Origin of the sequence: Rhodococcus sp. NPDC057297, from assembly GCF_042667435.1 — a bacterium.
Taxonomy (GTDB): domain Bacteria; phylum Actinomycetota; class Actinomycetes; order Mycobacteriales; family Mycobacteriaceae; genus Rhodococcoides.
In genome coordinates this window covers 1-15651 of sequence record NZ_JBHUZE010000003.1, presented here as the reverse complement: position 1 = coordinate 15651, position 15651 = coordinate 1, and the positions used below count along the sequence as shown (strand labels likewise).

Genomic DNA, 15651 nt, shown 5'->3' with positions numbered 1-15651 from the left:
CGATCGTAGATTCTCGACGCGATCCACGCGGTAGTGCTGGCATACCCCCGTCGCATAGGGCGCGCGTGACTGTGCGAGCCAGGATCAGCCGATTCACTGAAGGAATGCACAAGCACCACGAGGCAGAAGCAGCAATTCAACTCGACGACGTCCGCAAGGTGCATGGTCGAGGCAACCGCACGGTGACAGCCCTTTCCGGAGTGTCGATAGACTTCGCACGGGGCAGTTTCACGGCGATCATGGGCCCGTCGGGCTCGGGTAAATCGACGTTGCTGCACTGTGCGGCCGGCCTCGACACACCGACTGGTGGCGCCGTGAGGATTGCAGGTTCCGACATCACCGAGATGGATGAGCAAGCGCGGACCGAACTACGGCGACGACACGTTGGATTCGTTTTTCAGGCGTTCAACCTGGTGGGCTCGCTGACGGCGGCGCAGAACGTCGAACTCCCGGCACGATTCGCCGGTCGGCGAGTACTTGGTAAGGACGTGGCGGCAGCCCTCGCCGAGGTGGGACTCGCGGACCGCGCCTCTCATCGTCCAGCTCAACTGTCCGGTGGCCAGCAGCAGCGCGTCGCCCTCGCGCGTGCCCTCATCACCCGCCCGGATGTTCTCTTCGCGGACGAACCGACAGGTGCAGTGGACACCCGGACCTCGAAACACGTTCTGTCGCTGATGCGTGAGCTCGTGGACCGGCAACAGCAGACCACCGTGATGGTCACCCACGATCCACTCGCCGCCTCCTATGCAGACACAACGATCTTCCTGGCGGACGGTCGAATAGTGGACTCACTGAGCATCCAGCGCGGTCGGACCGACAGTGTTGCCGCGATCGCCACTCGAATGGCCGGATTGGAGTCCTGATGCTTGCGTCGGCCAACCTCCGCAGTCACTGGGCGAGCTATGTGGCCGCGCTCCTGGCTACCACCTTCGGTGTTGCGCTGATCAGTGCGACACTCGTCGTCTACGACTCGTCACGCCCCGTGGTTCAACCACGCTTGGCCGGGGCGACTGCGCTCGCGCTGCCCCCTCAGGCCGACAACGAGTTCGGCAACACATCGGATTTCGTTCCGTGGAGTGCGACCGAAGCCCAACAGATCGCCGACGATCTCAGCGCCCTGCCAGGAGTGCGCGTCGCCGCCGACCGCTCTTTCTATGCACAACCCTTCGTCGACGGCACTCCGATCGAGGACGAAGGAGCCGAGGAGGCCGGACACGGCTGGGCGAGTGTCGATCTGAGCCCGTATCGATTGACATCCGGAACACCACCGACCAATGGCAACCAGGTCGTCGTACCGGATGCACTGGGCTTCGAACCCGGTGATTCTGTGTCGGTCAATCTCGCGGCGGGGTTGGAGACCTTCACCGTGACGGGAACGCTCAGCAGTGCTGGCCTGTATTTCGCCGACGAGCGTGCTGCGCAACTCGATCCGGGTGTCCGGGCGATAGGACTCGTGATTTCGACGGATACGCAGATCGACGCCGTCTCTTCTGCAGCTCAACTGCAGTTGGGCGACCGCGGCCGGATCGTCACCGGCGAGGATCGAGCAGCGCTCGAGCCCGAATTCGTCGGCCACCGGAGAAATCTCGGTAATCAATTGATCATCGCGATGTCGTCCATCGGGCTGTTCACGACCGTCTTCGTCGTCGCCTCGACATTCGCACTCGCTACGACCGAACGCCGTCGGGAACTCGGTTTGCTTCGAACCGTCGGCGCCTCACCGGGACAGGTTCGACGCATGGTTCTCGGCGAAGCTGCTTCCATCGGTTGTATCGGTGGAATCATAGGCGCTACAGTCGGTCTCGCTCTTGCTCCGATACTGCGAATAGTACTGCTGAGTCTTGACGTTCAGCCGCCTGACTTCCACCTGCGTATCTCTGCTTGGCCGGTGATCGTGGCAGTGGTCGTCGGAGTAGTCGTCGCAGTGATCGGCGCCTGGGCAACTGCCGAGTCCGCGACCAGGGTGGCTCCGATCGAAGCACTGCTCACCGCCGCCGTCGAGCGACATCCGATGACGAAGGTGCGCTGGGTATCGGGAATAGCCGCACTCCTCGGCGGTGTCGGGGCGACTGCGTTGACCGCGGGCGCGGGACCGGACAGCAGAATCACCAACGCAATCGGAGCAGCCATGCTGTTGACTGTCTCGGCCGCGCTGCTCGCGCCCATCGTCATCGGCCCGATCGCACAACTGGTGACGTGGCCGTTCGCGCGATCATCCCGCTCGGCGGGACCGATGCTCCTGAAAGCGGAACTCACCACGAGTACGCGACGTGCCGCCGGCACGGCTGCTCCTGTCATCGCAGCCGTCGGATTCGCGGTGCTGTTGAGCGGGATGGTCGAGACGATGGCAGTGGCATATCCCGCCGAGCAGACCGAGCAACTGCAAGGAATGGTGCTCGTGACGTCCGACGGCACCCCGGGCCTCAGCGACCAGGTGGTGGCGGAGTCAGGAGCGGGCCCGCTCGGGACTAGAGCAGGCCTACCGACCCGGTTGTTCGTGCCTGGAATACAGGGCAACACCACTGTCGTCGACGCCATCGGCAGCCTCGACGAACGTTATGCCAGAGCAGGACACGCTGTCGTGGACGAAGCGACTGCGACACTGCTCGATGTGCAGGTCGGTCGGACGATCACGGTGCGCTTTGCGGACGGGATGTCCGAAAACGTGACCATCTCGCAGGTACTTCCACTCGATCCCGCGCGTGGGGCCTTTGTCTTGCCGCGGGACCTGGTGCGCAAGCACGATCCATCAGCCCTGACCGATGTCGTCTTCCTGCCGCAGGAAAAGACGCCTTCACAACTTCCTCCGGGCGCCACGGTGAAGGATGCGTACAGTTTTGCGCTGCAGGACTACGAAGTCGACGCTCGGCTCACCAATTGGCTTGCAGCGACGCTCATTGCAATGTCCGTTGGTTACTGCGGGCTTGCCGTCGCGAACGTCATGGCTGTGTCAGCGTACCGTCGTGGGCCGGACATCTCGGCTCTGCAAGCCTCCGGCGGCTCGTCACGACAATTGCTGTCGACGGCAGTCTTCGAGACGGTAATCATCGTCCTCATCGGTTCTGCACTCGGTTCGATCGTGACCATCCCACCCTTGCTGGGCATGGCCGCCGGGTTGGGCCAACTGACCGGCACCGAGGTTGGACTGCATCTCCCCTGGCGGACCATTGCCTGGGTCGTGACCGGTTGCCTGGTGCTGGCATCGGGCTCCACTGCAATCGTCACGCGGCGCACCCTGAGGCCTCGGCCAGAGGGTAAGTTCCGATAGTTGCCCAGTACGCACGAACCGCGATCATCGCGCTGTGTCGGCATCCACCGCGTCAGCAAGCAGGTTCAAGGAGGACAGGATTCGGCGGCGCTCACCACCCAACGCCTCCAGCAGAACCGCGTGCGCACGTATTTCCTTGGGGAACACTTCGTCGATGACAGCCCTGCCTGAATCAGTCAATCGGACGAACGCACTTCGACGATCGGACGGGTTCGATATCCGTTCCACGAATCCCCTGCGCTCGAGACTACTCAGCGCTTTGGAGACGCCCGCTCGTGTCATACCCAGTTGCTCCGCGATCCGAATTGCCGTCTGTTCTGTGGAATACCGGAGAGGTACGAGCAGCTGTACCTCGGTAGCTGACACGCCTGCGTCTGCATAGATCGGCTCCACTGCCAACTCGAGCGCCGCGGCAATCCTGTTTATTTGTCCGACTACCTCCATCGGACTCAGATCCAAGTCCGGGCGAGCGTTGATCCACGCTTGCTCGGTGCGCTTACGAAGAGAAGCCATAGACACCTACCAAGTTTGTTAACTAGTTGACAAGTGTCTTGTCTGCCAGACATGCCGAACTCCCCGACAAATGCCTCCCCGACATATGACGCGATCATCGTCGGCGGTGGCCCCGCAGGTGCAAGCGCAGCGATACTCCTGGCGCGCGCGATGAGACGCGTCTTGGTCGTCGATGCTGGAAAAACCCGGAACGGATCCGCTGAACATGTGCACAACTACCTCGGACTAGACGGAATTTCACCCGATGAGTTGCATCGCCGAGGTCGTCATGAGGCGGAGCATTACGGGTGCACCTGGAAAGCCGGAGCCATCGATTCAGTCCGGCGGCACAGTGGCGGCACTTTCGAACTCGTAGAGCACAGTGGCAGCGTGCACCGAGCACGTGCCGTTGTCGTCGCAACGGGACTGCGAGACGAATTACCCGAAGTGGAGGGCATAGAGGATTCGTGGGGTGGAAATATTGCGCACTGCCCTTATTGTCACGGATACGAAGTTCGTGGTGGCCACATCGGTGTCCTCGCCGGCCCCAACCGCTCGTTCTCCCTACATCAGGCAGAGTTGCTCCGGCTCTGGTCGGACGACGTGATTTTCTTTCCCGACGCAATCGATCTCGCAGCATCCGAACGGGCCAGCCTGTCTCAGTGGGGGGTTCGGATCGTCGACGGTCGTGTTCGACGCGTTCGCTCGGTCGACAGCAAGCTCACCGTCCAACTCGTGAACGGCGAGGATGTGGATCGAACGGCAGTGTTCGTCGGACCACGATTCTCACCCAACCACGCACTGTTGTTCGATCTAGGATGCACGCACAACGACGACGGGTGGATTACCGTCGACCAGAACGGTGCAACATCGGTGGCGGGTGTTTGGGCAGCAGGAAACGTCGTGGATTCACCCGCTCAGCTGGTTCACGCTGCGGCGCAGGGAACACGGACAGGAATTGCAGTGAATCGCTCGTTGCTCGAGCAAGACATGCCAGTTCTCGACCGGCAATCTCCATGAAACCCTGCACCTGCGGCCGGCCTCGCCCTGACCATCATGGCAACCGAGCGAGACCGAACACTTCGAGGAAGATGCGGTGAGAACAATATTCGTGGTGACCCATCCCGAGGCGACTCATCACGTGGAGCGAAAAGTCGGAGGATGGTTCGATCTGCGCAGTTCTGGGAGGCACGCTTGCTCTCGATTCGCGCTTTCGGGAGAAGTCGTACGGTCGTGCAGAGGGAAAGCCTCGGAGCTGGCTCGATGAACGCTTCATACCGCCCCCGGAATTCGGGGCTCGATCAGCTCACGACGAAGGGATCGATGGCGCCGGGACCATGGAGGCCCTTGCCCGCCCTGTCTACTCGGCTGTCGATGATGTTCTGCGCCAGAACATTGCACGAAGACGTTTACTTTCACAATCGCCAGATAGTTCGTCTCAGTGATACAAGGCATCTGACCAACTGAGCACGAATTCTCGAACCGCACCACATTGGCCAACTCGGCCCTCGGTAATCTGCCGGTATGTCCGCGCCCGTTCCGTTCAGTCCCACGATCACGTTGCTCACGGCGGCGAGGGTGTGGGATGCGGCGTTCGCGGAGGCGCTGAAGCCGCTTGGGCTGACGACGCGGAAGTACGGGCTGCTGGGCCATATTCGCGGTACGCCTGGACTTTCGTTCAGCGAACTTGCGCGTCGCTCTCGCATCACTGTGCAGAGCGCGCACAGTGCGGTAGCCGGGTTTGTCAGTTCCGGCCTGGTCGACGACGGCACGGCGCAGGCCGGGGCCGCGTCGACGCTGCTCATGTGCGCGAGGTGAGTGCCCCCAGCGACGTAGCCGTGTATCGAGAAGCGAAGAGCGTCAAGCACACTGGGACGATCCAGGTGAGGGCGAAGTACTTGGAGAACGGGTCGGTTACCACTGCCGCACCTGTCGTACTCAGGGCGGCCGCGAAGGTGCACACTGCCCACGTGGCCGAGATCCGCACGTTCAGCGAGCGAAGCCGCGGGGCGCCCCAGTACTCCTTCGGCAGACTTTCACGCGCGTACTGCTCGGTGAAGGTGACGCCGAGGGTCGACGTCGCCATCACGACTGCGAGCACGAACAGCGCGATTCCCGACGCGTACTCCGGCAGCCACGTCGTCGACGGGACCGACAGCAGCGACGCTGCTGCGAAGCCCACGAAGGTGAGCACCGCAGCGGCGCCGAGCCACTTGATTCCCGCCCGCCCACGAGTCCAGTGAGTGAGCACCAGCGCAACGAGCGCGGTGAGGATGCTCGAGAAGAGCAGCGCGTGGTCGCCTCCGCGATGCGGCATCACGAGGAACAGCGCCCACGGCACGAATCCGAGTGCAAGACCAGGCAAGCGCATCCCGGGCCGCCCTTCGCCGAAGTCCTCGATCTGACATCATCGATTCTGCCGCGGTAGGTGGCGCTGAACATCGGTCACAGCACGCAACTATTCGTGCCACGCACCGGGAAGTTATCCGGTGACGCCCAGAATCTTGATCGCGAACACCAGGCTGTCGCCTGCCTCGATTCCGGCGCGGGGCTGACCGTCCGGGTAGCCGTCGGCAGAGTTCATCGCCACAGCCACGGTCGACCCCGTCGTCTGGCCTGCGATTGCCTTCTGGAATCCGGGGACGACGCCGGTCAGCGGGAACTCCACGGGCGCGCCGCGCTCGTAGCTGCTGTCGAACACCGATCCGTCGCGTCCGTTGACGCCCATGTAGCAGACTGAGACCTCGGCGTCGTCCGCCACGACGGGTCCGTCACCGGCCTGCAATGTCTGCACCTGTGTCTGCGCCACGCTGAACGGCGCCTCGATGTCCACCACGGGGGCCGAAGAATCCGTGGAACCGATGACCGACACACTGCCGGTATCTCCCGCCAGAGTCCATTCGGGGTCGCCCGCGTCTTCGGGTTCCGCGGTGGGGCACGTCGCTGCCTCCGCTACCGACGATGCAGCCGAGGACGTCGTCGAGGTCGTCGGAGCATCCGAGTCGGATCCACATGCAGCCAAGGTCAATACGAGTGCCGCGCTGGACACGAGGACACCGGACACCGAAACACGAGTTGATTTCACCGCTGCCACGGTACATACACCCGTCCGGTCAGGTCCGCAGCACCTTCTCCATCTTCTTTCCCTTGGCCAGCTCGTCAACCAGCTTGTCCAGATAACGAATCTTCTGCATCAGGGGATCCTCGACGTTCTCGACGCGCACCCCGCACACCACACCGGTGATGAGCGACGTGCCCGGATTGAGCCGGGCTTCGGCGAAGAAATCCTCGAACGTGGTTTCAGCGGAGAGGTGGTGTTGCAGTGCGACACTGTCGAATCCGGTCAGCCATTCGACGACCTCACGCAACTCTTCTTCCGTGCGTCCCTTGCGTTCCAGCTTGGTGACGTAATGCGGATACACCGAAGCGACGCTGGTGGTGAAGATGCGATGCATGCGACGAGTGTAGGGCCCGTCGGCCGTCACTGTTCGTCGTACTTCTCCCAGAATCGCGCGCGCAGGCGGTATCGGATTCCCTCGTCGAGGTCGTGGTGTCCCATGGCGTCGGAGGCGTCGAGCAGGAGCGCCCGGTCGATGTCCGGTGGGATGTTCGGCCTGGTGCGTTGCAGGCTCAGCTTGTCCTCGGGTGTGCTGCTCGCTTCCAACGATGCCAGGACGCGAGAGACCACCTCGTCGATCAGTTCGGTTTCCTCACCCGCCATGACGTACTCGGGTTGGACGGTGCTACCTGATCCGGTGGTTCCGCTGTAGACGAGAACGTTCGCGGGTCGAACGGGAGCGGGTGCCTGCGCGGTCGACGCGACGTCGAGCGGGGTGGGCACGCGTGGGCCGGGCTTGGGTCCCGGCCGGGGTGCAGGCTTGGGGACGCTCACCGGGTCGGTGACGACCACGGGAGCGGGCTGCCGATCGATCTTCATGACGGCCGCATCCACGGCGGCGCCGTCGAAGAAGTCGAGCCCGTCGGACGCTCGGATCAAGTGGCGACTGACGCCGTGGGGTTTGCCGTCGTTCGTCGGGACGGTCAGAAGCAGCACCTGCACACCGTGTGCCTGTGCCTCCTCGACGGCCTCGGTCAGATCGTCGTCTCCGGACACCAGGAAGAACACGTCCGACGCATTGCTTCTCGCATGTGCGACGAGGTCGAGTCCGATGCGCAGGTCGACGCCCTTCTGTTCCCCGTTGACACCGAACCGGCCGAGCCGGAGCTTGACCTTGGACAGTTCACCGATCCGCTCCTGTTGGGCATCCGGAACTCCGTTCCGCGCGGAGTCGTACCAGTACACACGGAGTATCGGTAACCCCGATCGAGTCTCTGCGGCGTCGACCAGAGCGGCGATCAACGTTGCGTAATCCACGAAGATTCCGCTCCGCAGAGACGTGCCTGTCCTCCGAGTCGCGGCAGATGCCAAGAGATAACCGGTGTCGACGTACACAGAACAGGTCGGCCGCATGGGCCACTATCTCACGGTGAACGGCTCACGCCTCACTCCGCGGACGCGCGCTCCTCGCGTCGTTCTTCGCGGCGCTCCTCGCGATCGATATCCGACTGAGCGCTGGAGCAGTCGAACGGGCTGTACAGAAAATCCTGCTCACGACCGTGGTCGTCCACCACCACGCAATGCGCGCCGTCGTTCGCTCGCGGCGTCAGGTTCTCGATGGTGTCCGCCGATGCTGCAGTAGTCCCGACGGCACCCGCGGTCCCGAAGAGTGCTGCAGCGGCCAGGGTGGTCAACGCGAACTTGGTCGAATTCCTCATCTTCGTCTCCTTCGTGGATGCTGTGAGCCAGATGCTCTTTCCATCTACGACTCTGTCGTTCATCGGAAACGAAAAACAGTGCGCCTCATCATCTTGTGCAGTGACTTCTCCATGAAAACGTGATGACAGATGTCATAGCCGCTACTGACCACTTCGACCAATCCGACGCCGCCTGATACGCCTGCAACCGTGCATCGTGCTCAGTCTCCCGTTCATGCATTGTGCAGTACACCGATGTCTGATCGACTGAGCAGTCATGACCAGCATCACTCCCGCTGAACATCATTCGCCCCGGGGCGCTCGTGACGATCTGCACGAGATCGCCGAGAAGGTGCTGTGGCTGTCGACGTCGATCATCCATCACGCCAATCGAGTTCGGCCCAACCCGTCGGGACTCAAAGTCGGTGGTCACCAAGCCTCCTGTGCGTCGATGGTCTCGATCATGACCTCGCTGTGGTTCGAGCAGCTGGAAGCCGGGGATCGCGTGTCGGTCAAGCCGCACGCATCCCCGGTCCTCCACGCGATCAACTACCTGCTGGGTGAGCTCGACGAGAAGTACCTCACCACCTTGCGATCGTTCGGTGGACTGCAGTCCTATCCGTCGCGAGCCAAGGACCCCGACCCGGTGGACTACAGCACCGGCTCGGTCGGAATCGGTGCCACTGCGCCCATCTGGGGTGCGATGTCGCGTCGATACGTCGAGACGAGCTTCGGTGACTCCGACGGCACTTCACGACCGTCGGGTTTCTCCGGGCGCCAGTACTCACTCGTCGGAGACGCCGAGCTCGACGAGGGTGCCGTCTGGGAGGCGATCATCGATCCGGGCATCGCCGAGCTCGGCGAAATCGTGTGGATCGTCGATCTGAACCGGCAATCCCTCGACCGAGTGGTGCCCAACATCGCCGCACGGCGCCTCGAGAAGATGTTCGACGCCGCCGGCTGGCAGGTGATCACCGTCAAATTCGGTCGACTCCTCGAAGATCTCTTCGCCCGTCCCGGCGGGGAAACGCTGCGCAGCCGAATACTCGACATGCCCAACCCCGAGTACCAACGGCTGCTCCGCTGCACCGCGGACGAACTCCGAACCCGGCTTCCCGGCACCGGCCAGGACGCGTCGGCGATCGCAGAACTGATCTCCGATCTCGACGACGCACTGCTCACCGAGTCCATCCGCAATCTCGGCGGCCACGACATGGCGGCGTTGCGCGACGCGTACTCCCGGATCGACGACACCAGGCCGACCGTCGTCATCGCCTACACCGTCAAGGGATTCGGCCTGCCGACCCAGGGTCACCCGCAGAATCATTCGTCGCTTCTGACCGTCGACGAGTACGAGGCGCTGGGCAGATCCCTCGGCGTCGATCCGGCCGATCCGTGGGCGACGTTCGCTCCGAGCAGCCCGTCGGGCCTGGTGTGTGACGCGGCAGCTGCTCGCCTTCGTCGCGATCCCGTCCCAGTATCCGAGCCTCCCGCCGTGCCGGTCGAGATCGGCCGGACACCGAAGGGCACAGCCACCACTCAGGCTGCACTGGGGCGCGTGCTCATCGATCTGACGCGGGAGGCACCAGACGCCGCGAGCCGGGTCGTCACCGTCAGCCCCGATGTCAGTTCCACCACCAACCTCGGTGGCTGGGTGAACAAAGTCGGGGTCTGGTCCTCGGCCGAGCGTCGCGACTGGTTCGAGGACGACGCGGAGACGATCATGCACTGGCGCGAGAAGCCCACCGGTCAGCACATGGAACTGGGCATTGCCGAGACCAACCTCGTCGGACTCATGGGCGAACTCGGCGCCACGTGGAGTCGGTGGGGACAACCCTTGTTCCCGATCGGGGTCATGTACGACCCGTTCGTCGAACGCGCGCTCGAACCCTGGTCCTACGGCATCTATGCAGGTGGCCAGTCGATTCTCGTCGGCACTCCGTCCGGTGTCACTCTTGCTGCGGAGGGCGGCGCGCACCAGTCGATCAAGACACCGTCGATCGGCCTGGAACAACCGGGGTGCATCACCTACGAGCCTGCGTTCGCCATCGATGTCGAGTGGACGCTGCTCGCCAGCATCGGCCGCCTCGGCAGGCCTGACGGCAGCTCCGCGTACCTGCGGTTGTCCACCCGCCCCGTCGATCAGACACTGGCCGACGTGCCCGCCGACCCCGCTGCTCGGGAACGGCGCCGACGCCAGGTCGTCGCCGGCGGATACCCCCTCGTCAGGCGCGACGGTGCCACGGTCACGATCGCCGCGATGGGGGCGCTGATGACCGAGGCACTCCAGGCTGCCGCACGACTCGACGGCATCGGCGTCGTCGCCGACGTCCTGTGCATCACCAGCCCCGGCGAGCTCTACCGCGCGCTCCAGGCACGCCAGGGACACCGTTCGGGCGACACCTGGATCCTCGACCAGCTGCTACCAGCAGATCGAGCAACCCCGCTGGTGACCGTGCTCGACGGCCATCCGCACACCCTCGCGTTTCTGGCCACCGTCAACAAAGTCGCTTCGACGTCGTTGGGCGTCAGTACTTTCGGTCAGGTCGGCTCACTGGACGAGGTGTACAAGTACCACCACATCGACACGGACTCCATCATCGGAGCAGCCTTGGACGTCATCGGTCACTGATTCATCGGGGGGATCGAATACCCGCAGCGGCGGGCCCGGAGGCACGAGTTTTTGAACCTCCGGGCCCTGGCTCGACCGCGGTGCCCGGGCGATCACGTCCGAACTCGGTCTTGTCTTCCACCGATCGTGCGGATCGAAACATCGGGCTGTCGGAATCCTCGCGGTGTTTCACACGATTCGGGCGAAGCGGCGCCGCTGCCGGGCGAGCACGATGTTCCCTAGTCGCCGAGCGCTGATGAGGAGCCATGGAACCACTGGTCGATGTGAAGGTGATCTCCACTGCGCGTGGCCCGATCGAGTACGCGGTCAGAGGTACCGGCAAACCGGTGTTGGTGCTGCATGGTTCGCCGGGTGGAATCGACGCCGCCGACGCGATGGCGGGTTTCCTCCCCGTCGACGAGTTCCAGGCGATCATGGTGTCGAGGCCGGGCTACCTCGGAACCGAGCTGGGCGATCGCGTGACGCCGCGCGAGCAGGCTGATCTGTATGCCGCGCTCCTCGACGAGTTGGGCATCGCCAAGGTGGGCGTGCTGGCATGGTCAGGAGGCGGGCCGTCGGCCTACCAGTTCGCGGCCACCCATCCGGACCGAACCGGTGCGCTCGTGGCCATTGCGTGCTTGAGCGAACACTGGGTCAACCCGACTCCGGACATCGCGTCGCGCATCTTTCAGACCACCAGGATCGGCGATTGGTTGATGCGCAAACTCGTTGCGCATCAACCACTTCAGGTGATCCAGGGCGCCGTGTCGGACGAAAGCTCCCTCAGTGGTGACGAATTCGACGAACACGTGAAGTACATCGATTCCGATCCGGTGAAGAAGCAGTTCGTCCTCGACATGGCCCTCACCGCCTCACAGGTGGGCAGGCGGAAGGCCGGCTGGGACAACGATCTGGTGCAATTCGCCAAGTCCGCCGACCCGGGATGGGGAGCGATCGAAGCACCCACGTTGCTGGTGCAAGGCAGCGCGGACTCGGATGTACTACCGGAGAACAGCGAGCACGCACACGCGGGTATCGCCGAGTCCGAATTGCTGACCCTTGACCGCGGCACCCACTTCGCGTTCTACACCCACCCCGAATCCGACGCCGCCCAAGCACGAGCACTCGAGTACCTACGGAACTGGTGACGCTCGGTCAGGCACGAACCGGATCATGGCTGTCGGTGAAGGCCAAGAACCGCGGAATCACTTCGTCGGGGTTGGCCCACATCAGATCGTGACCAACTCCTTCGTAGAACCCGACGTCCACGGACCTGATGTGTCGACGTGCCCGTGCCGCAGCGAAGTTCGGATCGGCGACGACAGTCTCGGCACCGAAGAGTACGAGGCTCGGTGCAGTGATCGCGCCGAGCTCCGCGTCCGTGAACGTGCGGTCCCACGGCATTGCCATACGAAACTTCACCGCGGCCAGTGCAAGAGCGTATTCCTCGTCACTGAGCACGGTCCGAGGTTGAAGCCATTCGTTGAGCTTCCGCATCCGCTTCTCCGTGGGCGCAATTCCCGCCGAGAGGAACTTCAGCAGCAGACCGATCCGCGGTCTGGCGAAGATTGCAGCGCTCGGCTCCAACATGGCCAAGCTGGCAAGACGCTCCGGCTGGTGGACCGCAACGCATGCAGCCAACCAGGCGCCCGCTGAATTCCCCGCCAGATGGAATCGACTCTCCCCCAGGCCGTCCATGACATCCACGAGCCAGCGGGCAACGTCCTCCGAGTTGCGTACCGGGGCGGTTTGTTTGCACCGCCCTACCCATCCGATGACGTCCGGCGTGTAGACGACGTGGTCAAGTGCCAGAGCCTCGATGAATCGGCCCCACACCAGACCATTCCCTCCGATCCCGGGCAACACGACGATCGGCAGACCTTCGCCTGTGCCGGATCGTCGGACATACGTCGATCCGAACGAGGTGTCGACATCGACCGACGTCGACGGCACCGGCCACCGATCAGCGATGGCGTCGTAAGCGTCGGTGAACCTTCGGCTGTCCTTCTCGCTGCTGAAACACCCGATCTTCGGCATTGTTCGGCCTCCCGATCTAATTGATATGGATATATCACTATTGATGGTACATACATATCAAACTTCTTGGTACGGGCTTATCATTGTTGAACCAGCATCCAGGAAGGCGGCAGACGTTCGTGCCCCGATTGGTCGACCACGAAGTAAGACGGCGTCAAGTCACCGACGCAGTGCGACGCGTCATCTGCGCCGGCGGACTCGAGTCCGTCACGTTCCAGACGGTCGCTGCCGAGGCGGGATTCTCGGTACGCCTCGTGCAGTACTACTTCGGCACCAAGAAGGAGTTCCTGCTCGCTACTCATCGCTCGGTCATGGACGACGCAGGCGCGCGCTTCATGAAACGTTGGTCAGAACTCGGCACCGATCCGACGCCACGCGAAGCCCTCCGCGCCGTGCTGACTGAACTACTGCCACTGGACGAACCTCGCCGCGAGGAAGTGTTGATACTCGGCGCCTTCGGGTGGGCCGCGATCACTGGGCAAGGCATCACAGCAGAGGAGACCTTCGCCGCACCGCGAGCACTCGCAACACTCGTCGCCGACCAGCTCATACGTGCGCGCCGTGACGCCGAATCTCGTTCAGTCGCTGTCGAACTCGATGCCGACCTCGTGCTCATGGCCGTCGGCGGACTCGCACAAGGCATGCTGCAGGGTTACAGCACAAGGCATTCCGCTGAGCAACTCATCGAACACCTCCTCGACCGGGTGCTTCAGTGAGCCTGACCAGCTGTTTGCGTGAACCTGTCGGACCCTCTCGGTATATTCGAAAGTATGTTCGATACGGGGGTTTCGGCGGGGTCGAGTACTAAGTGTGTGGCCGGGTTGGCAGGTTATGCCGCGGTGTGCCGGGTGCGGGAGAACATCGCCCGCGCCAGGACGGTGGAGGCGGTGTGCGAGATCGCCGACATCCGCCTCGCCGACGCCGACGGCACCGGTGGGGATCCGGCGACTGTTCTGGCGCAGGTGGTCACGGAGGTGGCGGTGTCGCTGGGTCTGTCGCAGAGCGCCGCGCGGCCGTTGTTGAGCGTCGGGCAGGAGTTGTCGCGGATGCCGCTCACGGCGCTGCGGTTCGTGTTCGGCGGCGTCGACTGGCCGCGGGTGCAGGTGTTGACCGCCGTGTTGGGGAAGGCATCCGATGCCACCATCGCGGCCCTGGAATTCGAGGCTGTCGCTGCGGCGGAACGGTTGACGCCGCGGTCACTGCGACTGTGGTTGTGGCGACTGTGGTTCGCCCACGACCGCGACGAAGCAGCGGCCGCGCAGGAGAGCACGGTGCGCAGTAACCGGGGGATGCGGGTGCGCCGCGACTGCGGCGGGGCATCGGTACTCGAAGCGATCGTCACCGACCTCGAAGGCGCCGAAGTCGAAGCATTGGTGACCGAGATCGCCGCGACGGTCTGCCGAGAGGACCCGCGGTCGGCGACAGCGTTGCGGGTCGATGGGTTGATGGCGTTGATCCACGGCGAACACGCCCTCGAATGCCAGTGCAGGCGCGGGGAACGATGCCCGCAGGACGGTGCAGCGGACCGGCCCGATCCTCGGCGGGGACCGTTGGTGCAGATCCTCCTCGACGCCGAAACACTGCTCGGATTGCGTCAGAACCCCGCCGTACTGGCCGACGGAACCCCACTCGATCCGGAACTGGCTCGGCTCATCGCCACCGACGCCCACTGGCAAGGCCTGCTCACCGAACTCCACGACGTCCTCACCGCCCGAGCACCACACCCCCAACAACCCAGCCACACCCAAACAGAGACAGAGGCAGAGGACGCGGAGAACACCGAGGCGGCAAAAGACATTGAGACTCCCGGCGACGCAGGGGCCCACGTCGATGCCGATACCGGCACACCTGGCGACACGGGCCTGGGTGACACCGAGACCGAAGACCACGAGAGCACAGACAACGAGAGCACTGACGACGAGGCAGCTGGCGACGAGGCAGCTGATCGGCCCGGCACCGAGGGTCACGGCACTGAGGGTCCCGACGATTCCGGGAACGCAGGAACCGGCGCTGCCGCGACGAATCGACGACAAGCACCGAGGACAGTGCTCTCGTCCCTACGGATTCGGGTACCGCGGCTGATCCACCGCGGCCGGATCCGCCGAGCAGGAACCGTACCCACACCCACCAGCGCCACCGGCCTGCCCCGTGGCACCGGTCTGCCCCGTGGCACCGGTTTACTCAGTGGTACCGGTCTGCTCAGTGACACCCTTCGCGCGCAGATCACCGCGGCACTACTGGCAGCGATCACCGCCGACCCCACCCTCGCTGCAGGACCCCATCCCGACGGCCACGGCGGTGTCACCGAGCCACCACCCGGCGCCCTGACCTACCGACCCAACACCGACCTCGCCGCCCGCGTACGCATGACCTACCGCACCTGCACCCACCCCGGATGCACCGTCCCCTCCACCGACTGCGAACTCGACCACATCGTCCCCTACGACCACCACACCCCCCACCGCGGCGGATGGACCATCGAGACCAA

At 63.7% G+C, this 15651-nt stretch carries 14 protein-coding genes and 1 pseudogene; 8 read left to right on the top strand and 7 right to left on the bottom strand.

What is annotated here, in order from left to right; translation table 11 throughout:
* Positions 1–104: 104 nt before the first annotated feature.
* Both ACFULT_RS09990 and ACFULT_RS09985 read left to right on the top strand, forming a co-directional pair.
* The gene (locus ACFULT_RS09990; protein ID WP_378481373.1) at positions 105–863 is read left to right on the top strand and encodes an ABC transporter ATP-binding protein; all 759 of its coding nucleotides are present in this window, start codon (positions 105–107) and stop codon (positions 861–863) included.
* Positions 863–3268 (top strand): FtsX-like permease family protein, encoded by a 2406-nt coding sequence (locus ACFULT_RS09985; RefSeq protein ID WP_378481372.1) that lies wholly within the window; start codon positions 863–865, stop codon positions 3266–3268. Before ACFULT_RS09990 ends, ACFULT_RS09985 begins: the two co-directional genes overlap by 1 nt.
* Positions 3269–3292: 24 nt before the next feature.
* Here the strand turns inward: ACFULT_RS09985 and ACFULT_RS09980 are convergent, their stop codons facing one another.
* On the bottom strand, positions 3293–3781 hold the full coding sequence (locus ACFULT_RS09980) for a MarR family winged helix-turn-helix transcriptional regulator (protein WP_378481674.1): 489 nt from the start codon (positions 3779–3781) through the stop codon (positions 3293–3295).
* 51 nt (positions 3782–3832) lie between these two features.
* On the opposite strand from ACFULT_RS09980, the gene ACFULT_RS09975 reads away from it, so the two are divergent.
* Together ACFULT_RS09975 and ACFULT_RS09970 are read left to right on the top strand one after the other, a co-directional pair.
* Complete coding sequence (locus ACFULT_RS09975; RefSeq protein WP_378481371.1) at positions 3833–4780, top strand: NAD(P)/FAD-dependent oxidoreductase; 948 nt, start codon at positions 3833–3835, stop codon at positions 4778–4780.
* A gap of 504 nt (positions 4781–5284) precedes the next feature.
* Positions 5285–5560 (top strand): annotated as a pseudogene (locus ACFULT_RS09970) (MarR family winged helix-turn-helix transcriptional regulator); the annotation flags it as partial.
* A 1-nt stretch (position 5561) separates the two neighbouring features.
* Here the strand turns inward: ACFULT_RS09970 and ACFULT_RS09965 are convergent.
* The 5 genes from ACFULT_RS09965 to ACFULT_RS09945 all read right to left on the bottom strand — a co-directional run bounded on the left by ACFULT_RS09965 (position 5562) and on the right by ACFULT_RS09945 (position 8536).
* Positions 5562–6131, bottom strand: a complete 570-nt coding sequence (locus ACFULT_RS09965) for a hypothetical protein (protein WP_037107888.1) — start codon at positions 6129–6131, stop codon at positions 5562–5564.
* Between the two features lie 111 nt (positions 6132–6242).
* Positions 6243–6854: an FKBP-type peptidyl-prolyl cis-trans isomerase gene (locus ACFULT_RS09960; protein WP_378481370.1), complete on the bottom strand. Its 612-nt coding sequence runs from the start codon at positions 6852–6854 to the stop codon at positions 6243–6245.
* 19 nt (positions 6855–6873) lie between these two features.
* Entirely contained in the window at positions 6874–7215 is a 342-nt protein-coding gene (locus ACFULT_RS09955) for a DUF2200 domain-containing protein (protein ID WP_037108681.1), read from the bottom strand.
* Positions 7216–7241: 26 nt separating this feature from the next.
* A complete protein-coding gene (locus ACFULT_RS09950; protein ID WP_037108678.1) occupies positions 7242–8135 on the bottom strand; it encodes an NYN domain-containing protein in 894 nt (297 codons plus the stop codon).
* 128 nt (positions 8136–8263) lie between these two features.
* Positions 8264–8536 carry a hypothetical protein gene (locus tag ACFULT_RS09945; RefSeq protein ID WP_255122830.1) on the bottom strand — a complete coding sequence of 91 codons (273 nt, stop codon included), beginning with the start codon at positions 8534–8536 and terminating at the stop codon, positions 8264–8266.
* A 256-nt stretch (positions 8537–8792) separates the two neighbouring features.
* On the opposite strand from ACFULT_RS09945, the gene ACFULT_RS09940 reads away from it, so the two are divergent.
* Together ACFULT_RS09940 and ACFULT_RS09935 are read left to right on the top strand one after the other, a co-directional pair.
* Positions 8793–11147: a pyruvate dehydrogenase gene (locus ACFULT_RS09940; RefSeq protein ID WP_378481369.1), complete on the top strand. Its 2355-nt coding sequence runs from the start codon at positions 8793–8795 to the stop codon at positions 11145–11147.
* 245 nt (positions 11148–11392) lie between these two features.
* Complete coding sequence (locus ACFULT_RS09935) at positions 11393–12274, top strand: alpha/beta fold hydrolase (protein WP_037107866.1); 882 nt, start codon at positions 11393–11395, stop codon at positions 12272–12274.
* Between the two features lie 7 nt (positions 12275–12281).
* Here the strand turns inward: ACFULT_RS09935 and ACFULT_RS09930 are convergent, their stop codons facing one another.
* Positions 12282–13163, bottom strand: coding sequence for an alpha/beta fold hydrolase (locus ACFULT_RS09930; protein WP_378481368.1), 882 nt, complete (start codon positions 13161–13163; stop codon positions 12282–12284).
* Positions 13164–13282: 119 nt separating this feature from the next.
* Here ACFULT_RS09930 and ACFULT_RS09925 point away from each other — a divergent pair, with 119 nt between their 5' ends.
* Positions 13283–13879, top strand: a complete 597-nt coding sequence (locus tag ACFULT_RS09925; protein ID WP_378481367.1) for a TetR/AcrR family transcriptional regulator — start codon at positions 13283–13285, stop codon at positions 13877–13879.
* Between the two features lie 96 nt (positions 13880–13975).
* Positions 13976–15651, top strand: a 1676-nt coding sequence (locus tag ACFULT_RS09920; RefSeq protein WP_378481366.1) for an HNH endonuclease, incomplete at its 3' end; no start/stop codon positions are given.

Bases quoted from the DNA above. Each gene is read 5' to 3' on its own strand.
- ACFULT_RS09990 (WP_378481373.1), top strand. From the start codon at position 105: ATGCACAAGCACCACGAGGCAGAAGCAGCAATTCAACTCGACGACGTC.
- ACFULT_RS09985 (WP_378481372.1), top strand. From the start codon at position 863: ATGCTTGCGTCGGCCAACCTCCGCAGTCACTGGGCGAGCTATGTGGCC.
- ACFULT_RS09980 (WP_378481674.1), bottom strand. From the start codon at position 3,781: ATGGCTTCTCTTCGTAAGCGCACCGAGCAAGCGTGGATCAACGCTCGC.
- ACFULT_RS09975 (WP_378481371.1), top strand. From the start codon at position 3,833: ATGCCGAACTCCCCGACAAATGCCTCCCCGACATATGACGCGATCATC.
- ACFULT_RS09965 (WP_037107888.1), bottom strand. From the start codon at position 6,131: ATGCGCTTGCCTGGTCTTGCACTCGGATTCGTGCCGTGGGCGCTGTTC.
- ACFULT_RS09955 (WP_037108681.1), bottom strand. From the start codon at position 7,215: ATGCATCGCATCTTCACCACCAGCGTCGCTTCGGTGTATCCGCATTAC.
- ACFULT_RS09945 (WP_255122830.1), bottom strand. From the start codon at position 8,536: ATGAGGAATTCGACCAAGTTCGCGTTGACCACCCTGGCCGCTGCAGCA.
- ACFULT_RS09940 (WP_378481369.1), top strand. From the start codon at position 8,793: ATGACCAGCATCACTCCCGCTGAACATCATTCGCCCCGGGGCGCTCGT.
- ACFULT_RS09935 (WP_037107866.1), top strand. From the start codon at position 11,393: ATGGAACCACTGGTCGATGTGAAGGTGATCTCCACTGCGCGTGGCCCG.
- ACFULT_RS09930 (WP_378481368.1), bottom strand. From the start codon at position 13,163: ATGCCGAAGATCGGGTGTTTCAGCAGCGAGAAGGACAGCCGAAGGTTC.